Origin of the sequence: Acidocella sp., assembly GCF_035535915.1 — a bacterium.
Taxonomy (GTDB): Bacteria; Pseudomonadota; Alphaproteobacteria; order Acetobacterales; family Acetobacteraceae; genus Acidocella.
The window spans coordinates 1-24401 of sequence record NZ_DATLPB010000024.1; the positions used below are offsets into that span (position 1 = coordinate 1).

Annotated in this window: 18 protein-coding genes, 1 tRNA gene and 2 pseudogenes; 13 read left to right on the forward strand and 8 right to left on the reverse strand. The window is 64.4% G+C overall.

The window, feature by feature from the left end:
* Nucleotides 1–112 precede the first annotated feature (112 nt).
* The 5 genes from leuC (at nt 113) to VNC39_RS02935 (ending at nt 5098) form a co-directional block, all read left to right on the forward strand.
* A complete protein-coding gene (gene leuC, locus VNC39_RS02915) occupies nt 113–1513 on the forward strand; it encodes a 3-isopropylmalate dehydratase large subunit (RefSeq protein ID WP_325395990.1) in 1401 nt (466 codons plus the stop codon).
* Nucleotides 1513–2136 carry a 3-isopropylmalate dehydratase small subunit gene (leuD, locus tag VNC39_RS02920; protein ID WP_325395992.1) on the forward strand — a complete coding sequence of 208 codons (624 nt, stop codon included), beginning with the start codon at nt 1513–1515 and terminating at the stop codon, nt 2134–2136. Before leuC ends, leuD begins: the two co-directional genes overlap by 1 nt.
* 4 nt (nt 2137–2140) lie before the next feature.
* Complete coding sequence (gene leuB / locus VNC39_RS02925; protein WP_325395994.1) at nt 2141–3247, forward strand: 3-isopropylmalate dehydrogenase; 1107 nt, start codon at nt 2141–2143, stop codon at nt 3245–3247.
* Between the two features lie 55 nt (nt 3248–3302).
* Nucleotides 3303–3379: transfer RNA gene (locus VNC39_RS02930), tRNA-Arg, on the forward strand.
* 501 nt (nt 3380–3880) lie between these two features.
* Nucleotides 3881–5098, forward strand: coding sequence for a YeeE/YedE family protein (locus VNC39_RS02935; RefSeq protein WP_325395996.1), 1218 nt, complete (start codon nt 3881–3883; stop codon nt 5096–5098).
* A gap of 530 nt (nt 5099–5628) precedes the next feature.
* On the opposite strand, the pseudogene VNC39_RS17405 reads toward VNC39_RS02935, so the two are convergent.
* The 3 genes and pseudogenes from VNC39_RS17405 to VNC39_RS02945 all read right to left on the reverse strand — a co-directional run.
* Nucleotides 5629–5697, reverse strand: a pseudogene (locus tag VNC39_RS17405) (hypothetical protein); the annotation flags it as partial.
* Nucleotides 5681–5794: pseudogene (locus VNC39_RS17410) on the reverse strand (IS3 family transposase); the annotation flags it as partial. The pseudogenes VNC39_RS17405 and VNC39_RS17410, both read right to left, overlap by 17 nt.
* A gap of 7 nt (nt 5795–5801) precedes the next feature.
* A complete protein-coding gene (locus VNC39_RS02945; protein WP_325395998.1) occupies nt 5802–7211 on the reverse strand; it encodes a PLP-dependent aminotransferase family protein in 1410 nt (469 codons plus the stop codon).
* Between the two features lie 109 nt (nt 7212–7320).
* Between VNC39_RS02945 and VNC39_RS02950 the strand changes: the two genes are divergently transcribed.
* Nucleotides 7321–8181, forward strand: a complete 861-nt coding sequence (locus tag VNC39_RS02950; protein WP_325396000.1) for a DMT family transporter — start codon at nt 7321–7323, stop codon at nt 8179–8181.
* A 303-nt stretch (nt 8182–8484) separates the two neighbouring features.
* Here the strand turns inward: VNC39_RS02950 and VNC39_RS02955 are convergent, their stop codons facing one another.
* Nucleotides 8485–9528 (reverse strand): WD40 repeat domain-containing protein, encoded by a 1044-nt coding sequence (locus VNC39_RS02955; protein WP_325396002.1) that lies wholly within the window; start codon nt 9526–9528, stop codon nt 8485–8487.
* 181 nt (nt 9529–9709) lie between these two features.
* On the opposite strand from VNC39_RS02955, the gene VNC39_RS02960 reads away from it, so the two are divergent.
* The 4 genes from VNC39_RS02960 to VNC39_RS02975 all read left to right on the forward strand — a co-directional run bounded on the left by VNC39_RS02960 (nt 9710) and on the right by VNC39_RS02975 (nt 14022).
* Nucleotides 9710–10693 (forward strand): chromate resistance protein ChrB domain-containing protein, encoded by a 984-nt coding sequence (locus VNC39_RS02960; protein ID WP_325396004.1) that lies wholly within the window; start codon nt 9710–9712, stop codon nt 10691–10693.
* Between the two features lies 1 nt (nt 10694).
* Nucleotides 10695–12113, forward strand: a complete 1419-nt coding sequence (gene chrA / locus VNC39_RS02965) for a chromate efflux transporter (protein ID WP_325396006.1) — start codon at nt 10695–10697, stop codon at nt 12111–12113.
* 262 nt (nt 12114–12375) lie between these two features.
* Entirely contained in the window at nt 12376–13215 is an 840-nt protein-coding gene (locus VNC39_RS02970; protein ID WP_325396008.1) for a Cj0069 family protein, read from the forward strand.
* A gap of 195 nt (nt 13216–13410) precedes the next feature.
* A complete protein-coding gene (locus VNC39_RS02975) occupies nt 13411–14022 on the forward strand; it encodes an alpha/beta fold hydrolase (protein WP_325396010.1) in 612 nt (203 codons plus the stop codon).
* Nucleotides 14023–14285: 263 nt separating this feature from the next.
* Here VNC39_RS02975 and VNC39_RS02980 read toward each other — a convergent pair whose 3' ends face one another.
* The 3 genes from VNC39_RS02980 to VNC39_RS02990 are packed head-to-tail and all read right to left on the reverse strand — an operon-like array spanning nt 14286 to nt 19541.
* Complete coding sequence (locus VNC39_RS02980; protein WP_325396012.1) at nt 14286–17381, reverse strand: error-prone DNA polymerase; 3096 nt, start codon at nt 17379–17381, stop codon at nt 14286–14288.
* Nucleotides 17378–18880 (reverse strand): Y-family DNA polymerase, encoded by a 1503-nt coding sequence (locus VNC39_RS02985; protein WP_325396014.1) that lies wholly within the window; start codon nt 18878–18880, stop codon nt 17378–17380. The genes VNC39_RS02980 and VNC39_RS02985 overlap by 4 nt, the downstream gene beginning before the upstream one ends.
* Nucleotides 18807–19541 (reverse strand): ImuA family protein, encoded by a 735-nt coding sequence (locus VNC39_RS02990; RefSeq protein WP_325396016.1) that lies wholly within the window; start codon nt 19539–19541, stop codon nt 18807–18809. Before VNC39_RS02990 ends, VNC39_RS02985 begins: the two co-directional genes overlap by 74 nt.
* 363 nt (nt 19542–19904) lie before the next feature.
* On the opposite strand from VNC39_RS02990, the gene VNC39_RS02995 reads away from it, so the two are divergent.
* Entirely contained in the window at nt 19905–21200 is a 1296-nt protein-coding gene (locus VNC39_RS02995) for an MFS transporter (protein WP_325396018.1), read from the forward strand.
* Between the two features lie 186 nt (nt 21201–21386).
* Here VNC39_RS02995 and VNC39_RS03000 read toward each other — a convergent pair whose 3' ends face one another.
* A complete protein-coding gene (locus tag VNC39_RS03000) occupies nt 21387–21572 on the reverse strand; it encodes a hypothetical protein (RefSeq protein WP_325396020.1) in 186 nt (61 codons plus the stop codon).
* 216 nt (nt 21573–21788) lie between these two features.
* Between VNC39_RS03000 and VNC39_RS03005 the strand changes: the two genes are divergently transcribed.
* Both VNC39_RS03005 and VNC39_RS03010 read left to right on the forward strand, forming a co-directional pair.
* Complete coding sequence (locus tag VNC39_RS03005) at nt 21789–23885, forward strand: pilus assembly protein TadG-related protein (protein ID WP_325396022.1); 2097 nt, start codon at nt 21789–21791, stop codon at nt 23883–23885.
* A complete protein-coding gene (locus VNC39_RS03010) occupies nt 23882–24388 on the forward strand; it encodes a TadE/TadG family type IV pilus assembly protein (RefSeq protein WP_325396024.1) in 507 nt (168 codons plus the stop codon). The genes VNC39_RS03005 and VNC39_RS03010 overlap by 4 nt, the downstream gene beginning before the upstream one ends.
* The last annotated feature ends 13 nt before the right edge of the window (nt 24389–24401 follow it).

Sequence of the window (24401 nt, forward strand, 5' to 3'; positions counted from 1 at the left end):
GCCCCTCCCTGATCAAAGCCAACGGATGGATTCCAAAGGCTCAGCCTTTGGCAGGGGGTCCAGGGGGACAGCGTCCCCCTGGCCTTCCTTTACATGAGGAGGCACAGAAGCGATGGCACGAACGTTGTTCGACAAGATCTGGGATGCGCATGTGGTAGAGCGCATGGAAGACGGCACCTGCGTCCTTTATATCGACCGCCATCTGGTGCACGAGGTCACCAGCCCCCAGGCTTTCGAAGGCCTTCGTCTCGCCGGCCGCAAGGTGCGCCGCGTGGATGCGACCATCGCCGTTGCCGACCATAACGTGCCGACCGAAGACCGCAGCCAGGGCATCGCCGAGCCGGAAAGCCGGCTGCAGGTGGACACGCTGGAGGAAAACGTCGCGGCCTTCGGCGTGCCCTATATCCCCGTGACCGATACGCGCCAGGGCATCGTGCATGTCATCGGGCCGGAACAAGGCATTTCCCTGCCGGGCATGACCATCGTCTGCGGCGACAGCCACACCAGCACGCACGGCGCCCTGGGCGCGCTCGCGTTCGGCATCGGCACCTCGGAGGTCGAGCATGTGCTCGCCACCCAGACCCTGTTGCAGAAGCCGGCGAAGAACATGCTGATCCGCGTGGATGGCACCCTGCCCGCCGGCTGCGTCGCCAAGGACATCATCCTCGCCATCATCGCCAAGATCGGCACCGCCGGCGGCAATGGCCATGTCATCGAGTATGCCGGCGAGGCGATCCGCGCGCTCGACATGGCGGGCCGCATGACGATCTGCAACATGAGCATCGAGGCCGGCGCCCGCGCCGGGCTGGTGGCGCCGGACGAGACCACCTTCGCTTACGTGAAGGGCCGCCCCTACGCCCCGAAAGGCGCGGATTTCGACCGCGCGGTCGCGTACTGGAAGACCCTGCCGAGCGATGAGGGCGCGCATTACGACAAGGTGGTGGTACTGAACGCCGCCGAGATCATCCCGCAGGTGAGCTGGGGCACCTCGCCCGAGGCGGTGGTGCCGATCACCGGCCTGGTGCCGGACCCGGCAGCCGAGCCCAACGAGTCCCGCCGCGCCCAGATGACGCAAATGCTCAAATACATGGACCTCGCGCCCGGCCAGAAGCTGGCCGGCACGAAGATCGACGTGGTGTTCATCGGCTCCTGCACCAATTCGCGCATCGAGGATCTGCGCGCCGCCGCGAAAGTGGTGGAAGGCCGCCGCGTGGCCGAGACCGTCCGTGCCATGGTGGTGCCGGGCTCCGGCCTGGTGAAGCAGCAGGCTGAGAAGGAAGGGCTGGACCGGATTTTCCGCGAGGCCGGCTTTGAATGGCGCGAGGCGGGCTGCTCGATGTGCCTGGGCATGAACCCGGACAAGCTGACGCCCGGCCAGCGCTGTGCCAGTACCTCCAACCGCAATTTCGAGGGCCGCCAGGGGCCGGGCGGGCGCACGCACCTGCTCTCCCCCGCCATGGCCGCCGCCGCCGCCGTCACCGGCGCGCTCACCGATGTCAGGGAGCTGGTCTGATGCAGAAATTCACCGAACTCACCGCGATCGCCGCGCCGCTCAATATCGAGAATGTCGACACCGACAAGATCATCCCCGCGCGCTTTTTGAAAACCATCAAGCGCAGCGGCCTGGGCGTCAATCTGTTCTCCGACATGCGCTATGATTCGAACGGTGCGGAGAAGCCCGATTTCGTGCTGAACCAGCCGCAATACCGCAAGGCGGAAATCCTCGTGGCCGGCGAGAATTTCGGCTGCGGCTCCTCCCGCGAGCACGCCCCCTGGGCGCTGCTGGATTTCGGCATACGCTGCGTCATCGCCCCGAGCTTCGCCGACATCTTCTTCAACAACTGCTTCAAGAACGGCGTCCTGCCCGTCGTACTGCCCAAGGAAATCTGCGAGCAGTTGATGGAGGACGCCAAGCTCGGCACCAATGCCCGCCTCACCGTGGATCTGGAGAAGCAAATCGTGCTGCGCCCGGACGGCAGCCAGATCCCGTTCCAGGTCGAGCCGTTCAGAAAGCACTGCCTGCTCAACGGGCTCGACGATATCGGCCTCACCATGGCCCATGCCCCTTCGATCGACAGTTTCGAAACGCGCCGCGCCCAGGAAGAGTCCTGGCGGCCGTCTATCCACGGAGTTTGAATCCATGACGACCACCAAGACCCTGCTGCTCCTGCCCGGCGACGGCATCGGCCCGGAGGTGATGGCGCAGGCCAAGCGCGTGCTGGACTGGGTGCAGGCCAGAAGCGAAGCAAGATTCGAAGTGATTGAGGATCTGGTCGGCGGTGCGGCGATCGACGCGCATGGCGTGCCGGTGACCGACGCCACCGTCGCCAAGGCCATCGCCGCCGACGCCGTGCTGTTCGGCTCGGTGGGCGGCCCGAAATGGGACTCCGTGCCGTTCGAGATCCGCCCCGAGGCCGGGCTGCTGCGCCTGCGCAAGGACCTCGCCGTGTTCGCCAATCTGCGTCCGGCAAAAGTGTTCGACGCCCTGGCTGAAGCCTCCTCGCTGAAGCCTGAACTGGTGCGCGGGCTGGACATCATGATCGTGCGCGAGCTGATCGGCGGCATCTATTTCGGCGAACCCCGCGGCATCGAGACCCTCCCTGATGGGTCCCAGCGTGGCGTGAACACCGAGGTTTACACCACCGCCGAGATCCAGCGCGTCGGCCGCGTCGCCTTCGACCTCGCGCGCAAGCGCCAGAAGCGCGTGTGCAGCGTGGAGAAGGCTAACGTGATGGAGAGCGGCCTGCTCTGGCGCCAGGTGATGACGGGGCTGCAAAAGGCCGAATATCCGGATGTGCAGCTCACACACATGTATGCCGACAATTGCGCCATGCAGCTCGCCAAGAACCCCAAGCAGTTCGACGTGATCGTCACCGGCAATCTGTTCGGTGACATCCTCTCTGACCTCACGGCGATGCTCACCGGCTCGCTCGGCATGCTGCCCTCGGCCACGCTGGGCGCCCTGAAGGCCGACGGAAGCCGCCCGGCGTTCTACGAACCGATCCACGGCTCCGCCCCGGACATCGCCGGCAAGGGTGTCGCCAACCCGCTGGCGCAGATCCTCAGCCTGGCGCTGCTGCTGCGCTATTCCTTCGACATGGAGGCGGCAGCCGCTTCGATTGAGGCCGCCGTGGAGCGCGTGCTGGCCAAGGCCGGCCGCACCCCGGACATCGCCGAGCCCGGCCGCGCGCAGATTTCCACCACACAAATGGGGGATGCTGTGCTCGCGGAACTCGCGGCCACTTAATTTACCGGGCGGGGTTGCCTGACCGCGACGGTTCGGTTACATCCCCGCCCACGACGCGCCCGTAGCTCAGCTGGATAGAGCATCAGACTACGAATCTGAGGGTCAGGAGTTCGAATCTCTTCGGGCGCGCCACGAAATTCCTTACAAACCAACGGTTTCCGGCCATTCCCCCCGAGGGCGAATGGCCGTTGCTTTTTGGCGTCCCACCACATTCCCACCATTGGCCAATTTCGGCGTCGGTTGTCCGGCGGGATTCGGCGCAGGACCAACTATGGCGGTACCCCGCGGTCCCAGACACGCCGCGAGGACCTCATGCCCGTCTTGCCGCAGCAGCACCCCTCCACCAAGGAAACAAGCTGCTTCCACACGCGACGCGCGGCTCGGCGCAGTGCAGGGGGACGGGCAGGCAGCCAACCCGATCCCCCGAGTCTGACCACGAGACAACAGTATTTTCCCCGCCGGCGGCGCCGCGGAGAATGTTTCCCCACCGCACGACGCTTTGTTTAGATGAATATATTTCCGGCAACTTTCAATATTGCCATTCCTTTGTCCCTGCCCATAGAAGCCTCCGGAACACGCGCGCCTGCAAGGCCGCAAGACCCGTCTGCCTGCTTTCCCGGAGTTTGTCTTACTATGTCCGACCGATCCCTCGGCGCTCGCCCCCTGTTCGCCGGTGCGCCCGCTCGTGCGCTGAGTCTGGCGCTGCTCGCCTTCGTCGCCGGGCTCATTTATCTCGACCATACCGTCAGCAGCCGGCAGGCGGCCCTGTGGGCCGTTGGCACGCTGCTCGGTGCCGTGCTCTACCACGCCTCGTTTGGCTTCACGTCCACCTGGCGCGTCTTCATCGCAAACCGCCGGGGCACCGGCCTGCGCGCGCAGATGCTGATGCTGGCGCTCGGTGTAGTCCTGTTCTTCCCGGCCTTGGCATCCGGCAAGCTATTCGGTCATGCGGTCACCGGCTACGTGTTCCCGATCGGCATTTCGGTCGCCTTCGGCTCGTTCCTCTTCGGCATCGGCATGCAGCTCGGCGGCGGTTGCGCTTCGGGCACGCTCTTCGCCGTGGGCGGCGGCAGCACGCGCATGATCGTCACGCTGTTTTCCTTCGTGATCGGCTCGCTGATCGGCACGGCGCAGCTGCCGTGGTGGGCCGCACAGCCGGCCTTCAAGCCATACTCGCTCATTCAGGGCTTCGGCGTCGGTCCTGCGATCGCCCTCAATCTCGCGGCCTTCGCCGCGATCGCCGGGCTCACCGTCGTGCTCGAGAAACGCCGGCACGGCCAGCTGGCCGCCGAAGCGCCGGCCGCGCACAGCACCGGGCCGCGCTGGCTGATCGGCCCCTGGCCGATGTGGGCTGGTGCGATCGCCCTCGCCATTCTCAACTTTGCCACCCTGGCACTCGCCGGCCGGCCGTGGGGCATCACCTCGGCCTTCGCGCTGTGGGGCGCCAAAGGGGCTGCGGCGTTCGGCGTCGATGTCGCCAGCTGGCCTTATTGGCACAGCCAAGCCAAGGCGCTGGCCGCCCCGCTCTCCTTCGACGTCACGACGGTGATGGATATCGGCATCATGCTCGGCGCGTTCGCGGCGTCCGTGCTGGCGGGCCGCTTCGCTCCGGTCTGGCGCGTGCCGGCGCGTTCGCTCGTCGCCGCCGTGCTGGGGGGCCTGCTGCTCGGCTATGGCGCGCGCCTCTCCTTCGGCTGCAATATCGGCGCGTATTTCAGCGGGATCGTGTCAGGCAGCCTGCATGGCTGGCTATGGCTCGTCTGCGCCTTCATCGGCAACATCGTTGGCACGAGTCTGCGGCCGCTATTCAGCCTGCCCGTCGAGACGACCATCAAGGAGAGCGCGTGCTGAAAGCCTAGCTCGGCGGGCATCCCCCCTCTTTCCCCCCGGGCCACCGGGGGGAAAGAGGGGGCAGACGGACAAGGCGACCGGCAGTCCAGCACCGAGCTTGGGTGACCGAGAGCAAACGAGCGCCTACGGGATACAAGGGGACGTTGGTTTATCCTTCGCCACGAACTACGAATCTGAGGGTCAGGAGTTCGAATCTCTTCGGGCGCGCCACGAAATTTCTTACAAACCAACGGTTTTCGGCCATTCACCCTGCGGGCGAATGGCCGTTTCTTTTTGGCATCCCACCACATTCCCCCAGTTGGCCAAGCTGGGGCGCGCCCCGCGCTCCAAGACACACGGTGGCAAGCCCCCGAATGGTGATCCAGCCCCAATGTAGTTAATTGCACGGTGGTTGGTGTGGTTTTTCTGTGGCCGGCGCCGCGCCCTTCAGCGCGGCTGGCGGTGGCGGCCCCAGAAAAACCTCTGGAGCTGGCGGCCGGTAGCCAGAACATCTCGCCGTTGAGGAACTCCCCCCGCAGGCGGGCAATGAAGCTTTCGATGTAGCCGTTTTCCCAGGGACTGCCGGGCGTGATATAGGCGGTCTCGCCAGATACGCTCAACGCGCTTCTTGTTCACCAGCCAACCCGCGTCCCGCAGCAGCGCCATGATCCGCCGGTAACCGTAGCGGCCATATTGCCGCGCCAGAGCGATGATGCTGGTGCTGCTAGACATGTGAGGAAGCCCGCCCGATGAAATTGATGGCGCGGTCGAGCATCTGGAAGATTCTCGGATCGGTGGACTGCGCGACGTTGAAGCGCAGGAATCCTCCGGCTGTCTGCGCCGGGCTGAACACATTGCCCGGCGCCAGCACGATGCCTTCCTTCAGGGCGTGGCGCGCGATCTCCGCCGCATCCAGCGCCTCGGGCAGTTCGCACCATAGATACATGCCGGCGCGCGGCGTCACCCAAGGCGTGAGCCCAACCGCGCGGAGGCGGGTGCTCGCCTGGCTCATCGCGCCCGCCAACTTCGCGCGCAAGGTTTCGACGTGCTTGCGGTAATTTCCATCCTGCAGCACCGCCAGCAGCAACTCGGCCGAAAACCGCCCGCTGGAGTAGGATGAGGCGATCTTCAAATCTGTCAGCCCCTCGATCCAATCCGCCCGCGCGGCGATGTAGCCGCACCGGAGGGATGCCGAGATCGTCTTAGAGAAGCTGCCGATCTGCACCACGCGCCCCAGACCGTCGAAGGCGGCGAGGCGCGGCGAGGGCTTAGCCTCGAAATCCGCGAAGATGTCGTCCTCGATGATGGTAAGGTCGTGCTGCTCGGCCAGCTTCAGCAGCCGGTGTGCCGTGACGGGCGAGAGCGATGCGCCGGTCGGGTTATGCACGGCGCAGTTGGTGATGTAGAGGCGCGGTTTCTGCTCCTCCAACACCTGAGCGAAAGCGGCGATGTCCGGCCCCGTGGGCATGTAGGGCACGCTGACCACCCGCGCCCGGTGCGCGCGCAGCAGAGCGCGGAAGTTGAAGTAGCAGGGGTCGTCCACCAGCACGGTATCGCCGGGCTCCAGCAGGAAACGGCAGAGCAGATCGACCGCCTGAGTGCCGGAATCGACGAGCAGAATTTGTCCGGGCGCGGCCGGCACGCCGAAGCCACCGAGCCTCCGCGCTAAATGTTCGCGCAGCGGCAGCAGCCCGCGCGGGCTGCCATAGTCAGTCAGGGCGCCGGAATCCCCGCGCGCCAGAGTGCGTAGAGCACGGCGCAGGCTGGCCTCCGGCATCCATGAGGACGGCAGCCAGCCGCAGCCGGGTTTCAGCGCATCGTCCGGCGTCTCTAGCGATTGCCGGGAGACCCAGAGCGGGTCCACGTCGCGGTCCAGCTTCGGCCCCGATTCCGCCAAGCTGAGCGGCGGCGGGTGTCCGGCCACGTAGAAGCCGGAGCCGCGCCGGGATTCGATGACGCCTTCTGCCGCCAGCCGGTCATAAGCTTCCACCACGGTGGTCTTGGAGATGCCGCGTGCTGTGGCTTGGGCGCGGATCGAAGGCAGCCTCGTCCCTGGCGCTTGTGTCCGCGCGGCGATGCGCCCGCGTATCTCCTGCGTGAGCTGTGCGACCAGCGTGCCATCCGGCGGTGCCATCCGTACCCCTCCAATGCCAAGTACAGTTCGGGGAAATTGTACTTGTCTGTGCCTGGAAGCACCAGCCCCGTCCGTCACAAGCATCGTGCGGGTATGAAAGGGCGTGGGGATGGAGAAGACGATCGACGGCTGGGTGTGCGGCGCGCTGGGCGTGGTCATTTTCAGCGGCTCCATGCCCGCCACGCGCGCGGCGCTGGCCGGGTTCGATCCGCTCTTCCTCACCGTGGCGCGGGCCGCGCTGGCGGGGCTGCTGGCGCTTGTCTTGCTCATCACCTTCCGCCAGCCGCGACCGGTGCGAGATGATTTTGTGTCCCTCGCTGTCGTGGCGTTTGGCGTGGTGCTGGGTTTCCCGCTACTCAGTGCCCTGGCCCTGCGGCACATCAACGCCGCGCAGTCGCAGATTTTCCTGGGGCTCCTGCCCCTGGCCACGGCGATGTTCGGCTTGCTGCGTGGCGGGGAACGGCCGCGCCGTGGGTTCTGGGTCTTCGCCGGACTGGGCAGCGCCTGCGTCATCGGCGTGGCGTTGCGCCATGGCGCGGATCTGTCCCAGGAAGGCGTGGGGTTGATGCTGGCCGCGATCCTCGTGTGCGGGCTGGGCTATGCGGAGGGCGCAAAACTCTCGCGGAAGCTGGGGGGCTGGCAGGTAATCTCATGGGCACTGGTGCTCGCCCTGCCGGTGATGCTCACCCTGTGCTGGCTGAACGCCCCCGCCACGCTGGCGCATGTGCCGGGCGGTGCCTGGGCAGGGCTCGCCTATGTCGCAGTCTTCAGCATGCTCGTCGGGTTCGTGTTCTGGTACCGGGGGCTGGCTTTGGGCGGCATCGCGGCCGTGGGACAACTCCAACTTCTGCAACCGGCACTCGGCCTCGCCGCCTCCGCCCTGGTGCTGCATGAGACCGTACCGCCTGTCATGGCCGTCGCCACTGTCGCCATCGTCCTTTGCGTCGCGGGGGCGAAGCGGTTCGTGTGACGCAAAGACATATGCCAAGACGACGACGCCAAGCGCGGCGCCACTTGGCTGGCGCAGCAGCTCGAAACGGTGCTGTCCGTGCTGGATGTGGCACCGTTCGAACAGCCGGCGGATGAAGCCTATGGCGCCATCAGGACGCAACTGGAATTGGCCGGCACACCTATCGGCGGAAACGAGCTGCTGATCGGTTCCCACCGATGGCCTCGTTTCGTCGCAGGTCGCCCGGTGGGATCGTCCGCGTCCTCGCAGAAAATGACGCCGAGACGCTGCCTGCTGGTAAAGAAGGCACAGGCACCCCCCCAGTCACGGGGATGGTCGGAATACCAGAATCGCGGCCTGTGGCCTGAACCAGCCCGCGCGGGCCGCGACGAAGAAACGGCCGAGTGCCGGCACAAAGAGCGAGGTTCGCGCCCCATCGGAGGTTTGCACGCGCCCGATCGAACGAAATCCCTGTGCACCCTTTGCGAAAACATCGATCGAACCATCACCGCAACTGACGTAGACTCGATGGCGCTTGTTGTCGAAGAAGAGATCATCAGCATCACCGCAAGTGCCGAGCTTCTGGATGACCGTACCGGTCGCCGGATCGAGGAAGAGGATCGTAGCAGGAAAGCGGAAGACCACGGCGAGAGGGCCGGTTGGGCCAGCCAACGCCATCGGAAAATTCGCCTCCGGCCAATAGAAATGCCAAGTTGAGATCTGCGCGAGCGAGTTGAGGTCGACAAGCGCGATCTGGTGGGCCTCCGGCACGTTTACGAATGCATGACGCGAGCTCGGGTCGATCTGAAAGCTCTCCGGGTGGCCAGGCAACTTAATATCGTCAAGCTTCGCTTGACGGACTGCATCGATGATGGCCAGTCCACCGTCACCATATCCAACGAACAGATAGTTCGTCCCAGGCTCCATCCGGATGTTGTCGGCGTCGTTACCAAGGTCGATGCGTGAAAGTGGCAATAGATCGGACCCTCGGAAAAAGCGCACCGAACCGTCTCCCCCGTCTGCGACGACGATCAAGTCGTGATCAGGGACATAGGCAATCCCCTGCGGCTCTTTCAGTCCGCTGATTCGCCCCTCGATCTTGCCGGATTTAAGATCTACGACGTCGACGCTCCCATCGCCGACCTCGGCGACGAACAACCGCTGAGTGCTGACGTCGACAGCCATGTGATCGATGCGGCCCGCGACATTTGGGAGGGGAATTGTCCGTTCGAGGACCAAAGGCGCATCTGCCTTGGCAGCATAAGTGGGCGTGGCAGTCAGGCCCATAACAACGACGAACAGGAATGCCGCGTCTCGTCCCAGCACGCGCTCATTTCGTGACGAGCGGTTAGCCATGGGATTCACCATGCCGCGCTCCGATCGATGACCAGACGCTCGCGGACAACCCATTTCATGGACAGTTCCTCCTACTGACAGACAGGCTGAAGGAAAAAGTTTCAGCGTCCCCCTCCCCGCCTTAGGCACAATACAAGGTCATTTTCTATGATACAACCGTTGCAAATAGATAAAATTTTGATACATTATGACTATGATCCTCGAAGAATCGCCGCCGGCGCAATGGCTGCTCCTCATCCATCAGTTGCCGACCAAACCGGCTTATTTCCGGGTGAAGATCTGGCGGCGGTTGCAAGGGATCGGCGCCGTCGCCGTAAAGAGCACCGTTTACGCGCTACCGGCGTCGGCCGAGACGCAAGAGGATTTTGCGTGGCTTCTCAAGGAGATCGTTGCGGGGGGCGGTGAAGCGATGGTGTGCGAGGCCCGGCTGATCGACGGCTTGTCAGACGACCAGGCACGGGCGCTCTTCGACACGGCGCGGGACCTGGATTACGAGGCCGTCACCAAGGAAGCGCGTGTTATCGCTGCCAAGCTCGACACGGCGAGTGCCCAGGAAGACGGCTCCGACGCGCGCACGCAGGTCCGGCGCTTGCGAAAACGGCTCGCGGACATTGTCATGATCGACTTTTTTGGCGCCACCGGCCGCCTCACGGCGGAGAGCCTGATCGCGACGCTTGAGGCCAGGATCGCGAAGGATCACGAGATGAGCAAAGGCCATGGGCAAACCGCGCAACAAGCGATCCCGAACCTAAGAGATCGCATCTGGGTCACGCGTAAGGGGGTGCACATCGATCGCATTGCTTGCACCTGGCTTATCCGCCGCTTTATCGATCCGAATGCGGTCATCCGCTTCGAAGCGGGCAAAGATTACGTCCCCAAGGACGGCGAACTGCGTTTCGACATGTTCGAGGGCGAGTTCACGCATGAAGGGGATCGCTGCAGCTTTGAAGTTCTGTTGTCGCGAGCCGGCCTGTCGGATCCTGCACTCCAGGCGATAGGCGAGATTATCCATGACATTGACCTGAAAGACGGCAAGTTCGGCCGCGAGGAAGCGACCGGCATCGCTCATCTCATCGCCGGCATCGCGATGGCCAACCAGGACGACGCGCAGCGGATCGCACAGGGCACCCCTGTTTTTGACAACCTTTATCAGTATTTCTGTAAGAAACGCAGATGATATGGCCGAATATCTGATGGACTACAGAGCACACACATTAGACCATGACCTACAGACGGACGAAGCCAATGCAGTCCCATCTGTGCCTCCGCTGCCCACTCTTGGCGAGGCCACCCGCGTCTGGATAAAGATCGGTTGCTTGTCTTTCGGCGGGCCTGCCGGCCAGATTGCGCTGCTGCACAGGGAGGTCGTTGACGTTCGCCGATGGGTCAGTGACCGACGCTTCCTGCAAGCCTTGAACTTCTGCCACTTGTTGCCCGGCCCCGAAGCACAGCAGCTTGCGATTTATCTCGGCTGGCTCATGCATGGACCGATCGGCGGTTTCAGCGCTGGTCTATGGTTCGTCATCCCCGGGGCCATCGTCATGCTGGTGCTGTCGATGATCTATGCAACGTTTGGCGCGGTGCCGGTGATCGTTGCCCTATTCTACGGCCTCAAGAGCGCCGTTCTCGTGCTGGTCGTCGAGGCCGTGTTACGCATCGGGCGCCGCGCGCTGAAAGGCGGCGTTGCCTGGACGCTCGCCGGCATCTCATTCGCCGCATTGTTTCTGTTCAACGTCCCGTTTCCAATCGTCGTCCTCGCGGCTGGCCTGATCGGCCTGTCGGCGCCGGGCTACTTTGCGGGCGGGACGCACGGCAAGGCAAAGGATGGACCGCCCGCGCTGCTTGATGCTGTGCTCGCTGCTGATCCGGGCCGTGCCGAACGCTTCGCACGCGGTGCACGGATTGCCGGGCTGGCGTCTGCTGCATTGTGGCTGATGCCTGTGGGATTGCTGCTACCGGTCGGTGGCGTCTACGCCGATATCGCGTGGTTCTTCTCGAAGATGGCCGTCGTGACGTTCGGTGGGGCTTACGCGGTTCTGGCCTATGTCGCCCAGGAGGCCGTCAGAAACTATCACTGGCTGAGCGCGCCGGAGATGCTGAGCGGGCTGGGCCTTGCCGAGACGACACCCGGCCCACTGATTCTTGTCTTACAGTTCGTCGGGTTTCTCGCCGGCTACCGGGCGCCCGATAGCCTTTCAGGCATCCCTGGCGGCGTCGCCGCATCGATACTCACACTCTGGGTTACCTTTTTGCCTTGCTTCACATTCGTCTTTTTGGGCGCGCCTCTCCTCGAGCGGCTCCAGGGGAACCGCAAGCTATCGGGGGCCTTGTCGGCGGTTACCGCGGCGGTAGTCGGCGTGGTGGCCAACCTGGCTGTATGGTTTGCACTGCACGTCCTGTTCCGTACGACGATGCCCGTGCGGGAGCTCGGGATGTCGTTCGACGCGCCCGTATTCGGCAGCCTCAATCCCTGGGCGTTTGCCCTCGCCATCGTCGCGGGCATGTCTCTGCTCCGCCTTAAGCTTGGCGTAATGCCAACGCTCGCGATCTGCTCGGCGGCCAGTACCGCGCTCTATTTCGTGGGGCGGGGCGTCTGATGCGCACGCAGCGCGATGACGAAAGACCAAGATATGAAATCGAAAGAGGGCAAGAGACGATGACGATCCCAAAGCCTAAAGTGGCTGTCGTCTGGCGCGGCGACCGCGAGGCCCGGCGTATGGCGACGCCCAAGAACAATCGTTACCATCGCGTGTTCGAGGAACTCGCGGCGCTGGGCATTCATGCCGAGCCGGCGGTGTTCGACGAGGCATTCGCCGACGAGGTCCGCGAGCAACTCCTGGCCGTGGACGGTGTGCTGGTTTGGTCAATCCGTTACAGGATGGCAAGACACGTGCGGTGCTCGACACGCTGCTGCGCGACGTCGCGGCGCGCGGACCGTGGGTCAGCGCGCATCCGGATGTCATACTCAAAATGGGTACGAAAGAAGTCCTGCATCGGACGAGGCATCTTGGATGGGGCACCGATACGCACATCTACCGCACCGTCCGAGCCTTCCGAGAGGAATTCCCGGACCAGTTGCGAGTCGCCGGTCCGCGCGTCTTGAAGCAAAATCGCGGCAATGCCGGCCAGGGTGTCTGGAAGGTGGAAAAAACCAACGCTGCTCACGATGATACCACCATGGTGCGGGTACTCCATGCGGAACGCGGCAGCGTACCTCAGGACCTGTCGCTATCCGAGTTCATGGCACGGTGTGAGGTCTATTTTACGCCGGGTGGCTGCATCGTCGACCAACCCTTCCAGAGCCGCCTGCCCGACGGCATGATCCGCTGTTACATGGGCGGCGACCGCGTCATCGGCTTCGGCCATCAGTTCATCAAGGCACTGATCCCACCACCTCCGGAAGGGCCGGACGCCGAGGCAGCGCAGCCTGGTCCACGCATCATGCACCCTGCTTCGGCCGCGCCTTTTCAGGCGTTGCGAAAGAACATGGAGACCGAATGGACTCCCCAAATGACGGAGCTACTCGGCATTAGCGTTGGAGCGCTGCCGATTATCTGGGATGCCGATTTTCTCTATGGTCCGCGGACACCATCGGGTGAAGACACCTATGTGCTTTGCGAGATCAATGTCAGCTCGGTCTTCGCCATTCCTGAGCAAGCTCCGGCTGAGATCGCACGATTAGTAGGAGCGCGCTTGTAGGGCGGCAAGGCGTAATGGCGTTCGCTTTGGGCGGTCGAGCGGTTCCTCGCGCGCGCCGGCGTAACGCCGCAGCAGCGCGCACAGCGGTTCGGGTGCGGTGCTCATGGTGCATGGGCTCAAAATGCAAAGAACCCAGCCCTGGCCGGGCTGGGTTCTGATTGACGGGATGCTCACGCGCGCATCCATCCGGCGTGGATGGATGGCTCGCTTCATGCATCCATCGTGAACCGGTTAAAGCGCGGCGTTCACGATCGCCTTAGCCACGCCCTCGGCATCGGTCAGGAACGGAAGATGGTCGTGGTGGGCCACAGCTTCGGGGGCATCGTCATCGCCGACGCCGCCGAAGAGGTGCCGGAGAAGATCAAGCCCCTGGTCTTTGTCGCGGCTTACCTGCCGAAGGACGGTGACTCGCTGGTGTCGATGGCCCAGCAGGACCCCGACGCCAAGATCGGCCCGCACCTGCAAATCGAGAAGGACAAGGGCATTGCCGTCGTCGATTACTCGGCTCGCGCGGACCTGTTCGCTAATGGCGCTCCCGAGGCTCTGCGAGCGGCGATCCCCAACCTGATCCTCGACGAGCCCCTGCCCCCCCTGGCGACGCCGGTGCACGTGACCGCTGACCGCTTCGGCCGTGTGAACAAGGTCTATGTACACACTGCGATGGACCAGGTTATCAGCCCGGCTTTCCAGGCCAAGATGATTGCCAACACCCCGGTGCGCAGCGAGTACACCCTCCAGACGGGCCACACGCCGTTCCTGACCGACCCGGACGGCTTGGCAAAAGCGATCGAGGCCGCTGCAAAATAAACGGTTCACGATCGATCCAAAAAGCGAAGGCGGGGTCACGAGGTCGCGCCGCCTTCGCCATCAAATGCTGCAGCCCCGATCGCGGCGGAGCTCCCTAAAGCCGACTTCCCGCGCATCTTCCTGCAGACCACCATCAATGTTCAGCAAACCTGAGGACAAGACCATGACGAGCCAAATTGAGAACAAGCCCTTCAATGGCGTCCGCACCGAAGTCATAACATCGGTCGGCTTCGAAGAGGTGTTGGGCGCCCGGTGGGAAGCGTCTACCGGAAATCCCGGCTATGTACCCGCAGTTCCGGCGCGTCCATCTCACCCACTGCATCCAGCGCCACGGAGAGATCACGCAATGTGCGGACAACCAGATGCACCACCTCGCCTTCGCGCTGCACACGCCCGCGTGCGGCAAGCAGCCGCGAGGTGATGATGGTGCGGCGATGCGCCTCGAACACATCCGGCCAGACGACGAGATTGGCGATGCCGGTCTCGTCTTCCAGTGTGACGAACAGCACGCCCTCAGCGGAGCCAGGGCGCTGGCGGACCAGGATGAGGCCGGCCACTTCCAGGAAGGCACCATCCTTGGCGCGGTGCACATCCCCGCAGCTGGCAATGCCCTCCCGGCACAATTTGCCGCGCAGGAAGGACACGGGATGGGCGCGAAGGGAGAGCCCCGCACTGGCGTAATCCGCCAACACCTCGCCCCCAGCGGAGAGCGGAGGCAAGGGCATGCCCGGCTCATTGGTTTGCGCCTGGGCGAACAGCGGCAAGGGCACGTCGTTCAGCCCCCGCAAGGCCCAAAGCGCCTGGCGCCTCTGCAAGCCGAGGGACGGGCCGAACGCATCGGCTTCGGCCAGATGCAGCAAGGCTTCCACCGGCATGCCTGCCCGGCGCCAGGCGTTTTCCGGCGAGCTGAACGGCGTCTCGCCTCGGGCCGCGAGCAGCGCGGCGGCATGGGCATTGGCGAGGCCCTTGACCATGCGCAGGCCAAGCCGCACGGCGAAGCGCTCTCCTGCCTTCTCCAGCGTGCAATCCCAGCGCGAGGCATTGAGGCAGACCGGCCGTACCTCCACGCCATGATCGCGCGCGTCGCGGACAATTTGCGCCGGGGCGTAGAAACCCATCGGCTGGGAATTCAGCAAGGCGGCGCAGAAGATTTCTGGATGGTGGCATTTCAGCCAGGACGAGGCATAGGCCAACAGGGCGAAGCTGGCGGCATGGGATTCGGGGAAGCCGTAACTGCCAAAGCCTTCAAGCTGGGCGAAGGTGCGCTCGGCGAATTCTTGCGCATAACCGTTGGCGATCATGCCGCCGACCAGCTTGTCGCGGAAGTTGCCGATCGTGCCTGTATTCTTGAAGGTCGCCATGGCGCGGCGCAGTGCATCCGCCTCGTTGGCCGAGAACCCGCCGGCCACCATCGCCACCTGCATGGCCTGCTCCTGGAACAGCGGCACGCCCAGCGTCTTCTTCAGCACCTTCTCCAGCGCCGGGGAGGGATATTCCACCTTCTCCTTGCCTTCGCGCCGCCGCAGATAAGGATGCACCATGTCACCCTGGATCGGCCCCGGGCGGACGATGGCGACCTCGATGACCAGATCGTAGAAGGTTTTCGGTTTCAGACGCGGCAGCATGGACATCTGTGCCCGGCTCTCGATCTGGAACACGCCGATCGTGTCGGCGTGCCGGATCATTTCGTAAGTCGCCTGATCCTCTGTGGGAATATCGGCAAGGCCGAGACGCAGCCCCTTGGATTCCGCCAGCATGTCCAGGCTGCGCTTGAGGCAGGAGAGCATGCCCAGTGCCAGGCAATCCACTTTCATGAAGCCAAGCGCGTTGATATCATCCTTGTCCCATTCGATCACCTGCCGGTTCTCCATGGCGGCGGGCTCGATCGGCACCAGCTCGTCCAGCCTGTCGCGTGTCAGCACGAAGCCGCCGGGATGCTGGGAGAGATGGCGGGGGGTGCCGATGAGTTGACGGGCCAGTTCCAGCGCCAGGCGCAACCGGCGATCTCCCGCGTTGAAGCCAAGTTCGGCTGCCTGGGCTTCGTCCACGGCGGTGCGCGACCAATGCGAAACCTGGCTGTTCAGCGCGGCGACCACATCCTCCGTCAGCCCCAGCGCCTTGCCGGCATCGCGCAGCGCGCCGCGCGCGCGGTAGCGCGTGACCACGGCGCAGAGCGCGGCGCGGTCACGGCCGTAATGGTCGAACACCCATTGCAACACCGTCTCGCGCCGCTCATGCTCGAAATCCACATCGATATCCGGCGGCTCGCGGCGCTCTTCAGAGATGAAGCGCTCGAAAAGCAGGTTGGAGCGCACAGGATCGATGGCGGTGATGCCGAGCACGTAGCAGACGGCGCTGTTGGCCGCCGAGCCGCGCCCCTGGCAAAGAATACCCTGACTGCGCGCGTAGCGAACGATGGAATGAACGGTGAGAAAATAGGCCGCGTAGCCCATGCGCCCTATCAGGCCGAGTTCGTGGCGCAGCATGGCGGTCACATCCGCCGGCACGCCGTCGGGGAAACGTGCCGCCGCGCCCTCCCAAGTGAGTTCCTCCAACCTTTGCTGCGGGTTGGGGCTCTCCTCCGGGTACTGGTAACAGAGCTCGTCGAGCGAGAAACGGCAGCGCTCCAGGATCTCTTGCGTACGGGCCAGCGCCTCCGGATAACGGGCAAACAGGCGCCGCATTTCCATGGGCGGTTTCAGGTAACGGTCGGCATGGCGCTCGCGGCGGAATCCGGCCTCGTCGATGGTGCAGCCTTCGCGGATGCAGGTCACGACATCCTGCAGGATGCGCCGCTCCGAAGCGTGGAAGAGAACGTCATTGGTGACGATCGTGGGCACACCAGCCTCCACTGCCGATGTGGAAATCCGGTGCAGGCGCAACGCGTCGCCAGGGCGGCGGCGCAGCGTGAGGGCAAGATAGGCGCGGCCGGGAAAGAATGCTGCTATCTGCTCGAGATTATGGCGGCAGGCGTCATCCGCTTCATCCGGCACCAGCACGGCGAGCATGCCCTCGGCATGGGTGGCCATATCGGCCCAGCCCAGCACGCATTGCCCCTTGCCGCCGCGCGCCTTGCCCACGGAGAGCAGGCGGCAGAGTCTGGCGTAGGCAGCGCGATCCGTCGGGTACAGAAGCAGCACGGCCCCTTCCGCAACATCCACGCGCGCGCCCACCACCAGCCGCACGCCATGCGCCTTTGCCGCCACATGCGCCTGCACGATGCCCGCCAGCGAGCCGTGATCCACGATGCCCAGAGCGGAGATCCCCAGCCGTGCGGCTTCTTCGAAGAGTTCCTCCGGCGCGCTGGCGCCACGCAGGAAGGAGAAATGCGTGGTCACCTGCAGTTCGGCATAATTCATGCGAAAAACCCGTGCAGAAACCAGGCCTGGCTGCCGGTGGCCGTATTCTCTCCGTCGCCGGCGCGGAAAATCCAGAATCGCGCGCCAGTCTCGTCTTCCACCTGGAAATAATCGCGCACGGCGAAAAGCTCAGCATCGCGCTTCCACCATTCGCCGAAAATGCGCTCCGGCCCATCGGCCCGCGCCACGCGGCGGCGCACACCGCGCCAGATGAAGCTAATCGGCGGGTGGTCCGGCAGCAGGGCCATTGTGGCAATGGGTTCGGGGGGCGACAGCAGCCGGGCCGGGCGCGGCCAGGACGGCCAGGCCTTGCCGGCGAGCGGGGCCAGAGGCGGGATGCGCCGCAGGCTGCGCTCCGGCACATCACTCTCCACCGGCGCCATGCGGTAGAGATTATGCGCGCCGACGCGGCTGGCGAGCGTGTCGATGAGCGGCGCCAAATCCGGCGCGGCATGCTGCTCCAAGGCGGCGGTCTGGTGCAAGGTGAAGGGTTCCGTCCAGCTTGCCCGCAGCACCAGGCGCTCAATGCCAAAGCCTGGATCGATCTCTTCCAGCCGCTCGCGCAGGAGCCGGGCCAGGCGCGGCGCATCCTGCCTTGGCGCCGCCAGCCCCAGGCGCAAAGCCAACACCGCATGATCGACGCGATGGAAGAATAGATCCAGCCGCCGTGCGCCTGCGGCCTGGGTGGCAAGGGTGGCACACAATGCCTCCACAAGCTGGCCCGTATGGTTGGCCAGAGCCTCCGGCGCGGTGAGCGGTTCGGGAAAATCCCGCGCGGCTTCCGGCACGTTCGGCGGCGCGACGGCCGCCACCGGCTCCGCCACACGGCCAAAGGCCTGGTCCAGTCGGAGCTGCAATTCCGGCCCAAAGCGGCGGGTGAGCGGGGCACGCGGGGCATCGGCCAGGTCACCAATGCGACGCAGGCCGAGCTTGTGCAGACCATCCATAATTTTCTGCGGCAGACGCAGCGCAGCCACGGGCAAGGAAAGCAGAACGGGCCCGCTGTTCCCTGGCCGGGTTAGCCATGTGGGATTGGCGGCGAAGCGGGCCAAAGCGTGCGCCGCACCTCTATTGTCGGCCAGCGCGGCCCGGGCGGTGATGCCGCGCCGCGCCAGCCTGGTGCACAGGTCCGCAACCAATGCCTCCTCGCCCCCCCAGAGATGCGCAGCACCGGTCACATCCAGCACCAGCCCGTCCGGCTGATCGGGCGCGGCCAGGGGGGTGTAGCGCAGCGCCCAGAGCGCCAGCTTGGCCAAGCCTTCCTCATCGCCGGCCGGATCGGCCGGGCGCACAGCCAGCCCCGGCGCCAGGATTTGCGCCTGGGCCATCGCCATGCCGGGCTGCACGCCTGCACGCCGCACCGCCGCATTCACGGCGGTGACGATGCGCCGCCGCCCGTCATGTCCGGCCAGGACCAGCTTCTGATCAGGCCCGGCGTCGCCGGGCGCCAAACGCTCGATCGGCCAATCCGGCAGGAAGACCGAGATGACCCTGCTCATCACATGCCTCCAGGATGACGTCCGCGGTTCCACCGCCCCGGCAGCGCAGCAACTCCACGCGCCAGCGAGGCAGGCCTATGCCTGGCACCGGCAACGACACCGACGGCGCGGCACTGATCCGCCAGCGCGTGGCTGCGGCGTTTGGCTGGCTGAACCCAGCCGCATCCCCTGCCCGCCGCCAACGGCGCAGCACAATGCCCAGGCCTCCGCCTTCCTCCGCCGCCAATTGCAGGCGCCGCGATTGCACCATGGACAGGCGCGAAAGCTCCACCACCACCCCGGCGAGGCTGGCATGGCGCAACCCTTCCTCGCAGCTGGCCAGGCGCGCTGCTTCCTCCCGCACTTCGGCATAGATGACCCGGTCCGGCGCCAGCCCCGCCTGGGCCGGGCCTGGCGCAAAAAAATCTGGCCGCGCCAGGCACCACAGCACGGGGCCGGAGAGCCGGGCCAAGATCCCGGCCACAAAAAGCGTGGCAGCAGCATCGTCCGCCGCTCCCTCCCCTCCCGCCACATCATGCACCGCCCCCAGCGCCAAACCGCCGGCCAGTTTTTCGTCCAGCGCCGCCACGCTGAAAGGAAGCAAACCCGCATGCTTGCGCCTGCCGGCTTCCAGGCGGCGGACAGCCTCACGCAGGACGGCAAGATTGGGCGATGGCAGCACGGCCAGACGACTCTCGCAGGGACAAAAGTTCTCTTTTTGTTCTCGCTCCGCCCAAGAGACGAGTCAAGGGACTTGTCGCCGCCTCATGCGGGCATCTTTGGACTTTCCCAGCCGACAGCGAGGGCGGCTCCGCAATCCTCTGCATGGTCGTTGACCAGCCCCATCGCTTGCATGAAGGCGTGCATGGGTCGGTCCTGATCACGGAGATGGCCAGGGAAGCTGCCGCTCATGACCGGGCATCACTAACGAAGTCTGCATGGCGTGCAACGAGACGGCAGAAAATTCCCAGGCATGACGCCGGTTGCGGTCGAGAGGCCATTTCAGTATTCGGTCCTCAACGACTTCAAGCGAGGAAATTGACGCATGACCAAAGGAATACCGGCACAGCGGTGGCGCTACATCATTCCCATGGCGGTGGTGATGTACATTCTGGCTTACGTCGATCGCATCAATGTGGCGATGATCTTGCCGTATATTGACAAAAGCTTCGGCCTCACCGCCGCCGACTCAGGCTTTGCCGCCGGGATCTTTTTTGTCGGCTATATGCTCCTACAGGTGGCAGGCGGCTACCTCGCCAGCCGTTGGAGCGCGCGCAAGGTAATCGCGATCCTCATGGTTCTGTGGGGCATCACGGCCGTGCTCACCGGCTTCGTTGAAAACCGTACCCAGCTCTACATCGCCCGCTTCCTGCTCGGCGTGTTCGAAGGGGGCGTCTGGCCGTCGATCCTGGTGCTGCTCGCCACTTGGTTCCCTCAGCACGAGCGGGCTCGCGCCAATGGCTTGTGGATCACCTGCCTGCCGATTTCCGCCGTGCTGATGGCGCCGCTCACCGGCTGGCTACTCAGCTTCCTCACCTGGCGCACCGTGTTTATCATCCAAGGCCTGCCGCCACTGATCTGGGTGTTCGTGTGGTGGTTCTTCATCGCCGACAAGCCGAGCCAAGCAAAATGGATTTCGCCGGAGGAGCGGGCCTATATCGAGCAGCGTCTCGCCATCGAGAACGCGGCCAAGGGTCCGTCCGCCGGGTTCCTGGCAGCGATTTCCGACCGCACGGTGCTGGCGTTGGCAATGGCCTGCTTCTTCTGGATGGCGGGGTTCTATGGCTTCACCATGTGGGTGCCGGCGGTGGTGAAGAGCTTCAGCCATGGCGGCGGTTCGCTGGAAGTCGGGCTGATCAGCGCAATTCCCTTCGCCTGCGCGCTGGTCGGCATGGTGGTCAACGCCGCCTGGTCGGACCGCGCGATGAAGCGCCAGCCTTTCATCGCCATCCCTGTGATCATCGGCGCCTGCGGACTGATCGCCGGGCAGATGGTGCATACGCCGGGGCTGCAGCTGTTCTTCCTGATTGTCGCCGCGGTTGGCGTCTATTGCCCGTATGGACCGTTCTGGGCGGTGCCGAGCGCGATCCTGCGTTCGGAAATTTCCGGCGCGGCGATGGGCTTCATCAATATGGGCAATCTCGGCGGCTTTCTTGGCCCGTTCGCGGTGGGCTATGTGCGAAGTGAGACGGGCAGCGGCTTTGCCGGGTTTTTCCTGCTCAGCGTGTTTCTGTTCATTGTCGCCGGGGTGGCGATGATGCTCGGCAGTGACCGCCGCGCCGCCAAGGTGCGGGCTGCGGAAGCCAAGCCGGCCAGCATGCTGGCACAACCCGGCGACTGACCTGAGGCCACCCGGTTCCAGGCCCATCTCTTTGCAGCTCTCAAATCGTAGGCCGGTTCGGGCGCCAGACATGAACGTACTTGTCTGGAGCCCGAACCTGGCCCACCCGCAAAACGCCGACAAATCCGATCGCGCCAAAATGGCGACTTAAAAAGGGCCTCCCCTCGCCGAGAAGTGAGCTTCGGCTCATGTCTCCTCGCGTCTTGGCGTCGCTTCGACCTGCGCTCTGATCTTCTCCGCATCCGCGGGCGTCGCCGGATTGTAGACCGGCATGCTGAGATCTGTCCGGCCGTCGACTGAAAACACCGAATATTCGCAGGCGAGCGGGCCGAGCACCGGGTGGCGTGTGCTTGATGGCTTCGCCGTGGACACCGCCAAAGTCGTTGTCGCGCCACATCGTCCTGAATTCGGGGCTGAGTAGCCACGTCAGGGCTACCCTTGTTAGAATTTGTCCACACATATACTGAGATTACGACAATTCCCTGGCCTAACTGGGTGGAGCTGGTTACAATGTCGGCACACGTGATTCGCTACGGTCGTTCTGCTCTGATGAGGGCGGTGCGCTTTTTGCGCGCGCGTCGGGCTGGTGTGGCGGTTATTATCACCCTCTCCGCGCCGATGCTGCTTGGCATTACAGCCTTGTCGGTCGATGTCGGCTACTGGTATCAGAACCAGACGGCGCTGCAATCGGCCGCCGATGCCGCGGCCCTAGCCGCGGCGATGAATGATGCGCGGCTGGACCAGACGAGTGACGCCACCAAGGCATCCGCCGCGCTGCCTTACGCGCAGGCCGCCGCCGATAACGCGACCAATTCGCAGTTCGGCTTTGTCGCGGGTGCGGCGGGAACCGCTCTGACCTTGAACACCAATATCGGCAGCCCCAGCACCACCGGCAATGTCACCGCCACAACGACGACCTATACCGCGACGGCCAAATCCCCGCGCCCCGGGTTTTTCTCGCCCGTCTATGGGTTTCTGTCAGGCTCGCAATATGCGAGCGCCACTGCATCCTATATTTCCAAGACCACCTCCACCGCCGGCGGCTGCCTGGTGGCTTTGGGAACCAGCGGCACCGATATTTCCGCCAGCGGCGGTGCCACCATCACCGCAACCGGTTGCGGCATCGTCTCGGATTCAACGACTGCCTGTTCTGGTTCCGGAAAGAGTGTGACCGGATCTATCGCGCTCAACCCGTCCGGCAAAATCGTCGCGCCGAGCATCAGCATGGCAAGCGGCGCGCCCGATGTTTGCGGCGATGGCGCCGGCGGCTCAAGCGTCTCCCCCCCTGCCGGAACCGCAAGTGTCGCCTATAGCTCCAGCGCTGAAAGCGACCCTTATGCGAACCTCCGGAATGCGGGACTGCCTGAATGGCCAAGCATGCCAACGGCGCCTGCGTTGTCGAGCACGTTCAATTCAACCACGAACTCGCCCTGCGGCCTGACCAGTGCTTCGAATACCCAGGCGATCATTCTCGCGCCTTGCAACTATCCCAACGGCATATCTTATGGCGGGGGTGACAGCCTGGAGCTCACCGCCGGCGACCATAGCCAGGCCACCGACAATGTCTACGCCGTTGCGAACGGCATCGATTTCACCAGCGGCTTGACCGGTGGCGGAAAAATCGATGATTATCTCGCCACCAACCAGACTTCCCTGGTGCCGGTCACGGTGTATGCCACCGGCAAGACAAGCACGAAACAGGGTGTCACCTCCGTTAGCGGCTTCGCCCTTTCGTTCGAAGATCCAACCGAGAGCGTACTCCCGCTGAGCACGGGCACGTCGTCATCCTTGCCTGGCGGCATCTTCTACCTCAATGGCGGCATGCAGAGTGACGGCTCCAACACCGCCCTCAGCATCGGCCAGGGCACCTTCCTGACCAGCGCCAATACCGGTGGCGGAACCGCGGGTGCCTCCAGCGGCGATGGCGCCATGTATCTCCAAGAGGGGACGACAACCTTCGCAGGCGGCACGTTTTATTTCGACGGCGGCCTGAACATCTCCGGCAGCGCCCAGGTCACCTTCGGCCCTGGCATCTATTATTTCCGCAATGGCGATTTTACCGATACCGGGAGCGGGGCGCTCACCGCTAACGGCGCCACCTTCGTGTTCGAGAACGGCTCATCGTTCCAATGGACCGGCGGCGGCAAGCTGAACCTCTCCGCGCCGGTGCCCAACAGCGCCACGGCCCCCACCAACTGCGTATTGCCATTCTCCTCCGCCGGCACCACAGGGCCTGCCTACCCGCTATCCAACCACATGCTGAACAACACAGCGGTAACGCCGGACGCCACGGGCGCGGTGACGGCAGGCACGGTCAATGCCACGAATTCCACCACCACCGGCATCCCCGCGAACCCATTTCCCTGGGATGGCACGCAGGGCCAGGGTATTTGCGGCGTGCTGATCTACCAGGTGAGCCCGAACGGCGATGCGATTACGGCCGGCGCAACCGACTATCTCACCGGGATCATCTACACGCCGCTCGCCAGCCTTACGATTTCTGGCGGAACCAGCACCTCCATCCAGGCCTCGACCGCATCCGGCGCTTCGGGCACGCTTGCTCTGGTCGCGCAAAGCATCAATCTCAGCGGCAGCGGCAGCCTCGCAATCTCCGCGGGTTCGGCAGGCGGATCGCAAATCGGCCTCTCCAGCAAAACCACAACCCAGGTCCTGCTCACCCAATGAAGCGGCCCGGTTTTCCAGAAAAGAGTGCCGGGCGGCACCTGACGCGGCGCTTCGCCGCGTCGCGACAGGCCAATGCGACCGTTGAATTCGCGCTTTGCGGCCTGGCGCTGACGGCGTTTCTGCTCGGCATCGTCAATCTGGGGCTGCTCGGGTTCACCATCGGCGCGCTCCAGCACGCGGTGGAGCAGGCGGCGCGCACCGCAGCGGTGAGCGCCGCCGGCGGGGCGTGCCCAACGCTGCCCACGATTAAAGGCTATTTCAATACCGACGCCGCGCCGGCGATCCCGGCGAATGGCGCCACCCTGGCCTTCAGCACATACAGCAACGGTTCGGTCTCTGCGGTTTCCGGTCCCTGGGTCGATAACGGGACCAGCAGCTTGCCTGGAACTTATATTGCCCTCACCGCGTCCTACAACTGGAAGCCGATCGGCTTTGCCTCGTTCGTCAACATCCCCCTGACGATCAAAACCGTCGCCTTCGCCATGGGGTCGCCCACATGCTGAAGCCATTCTTCCG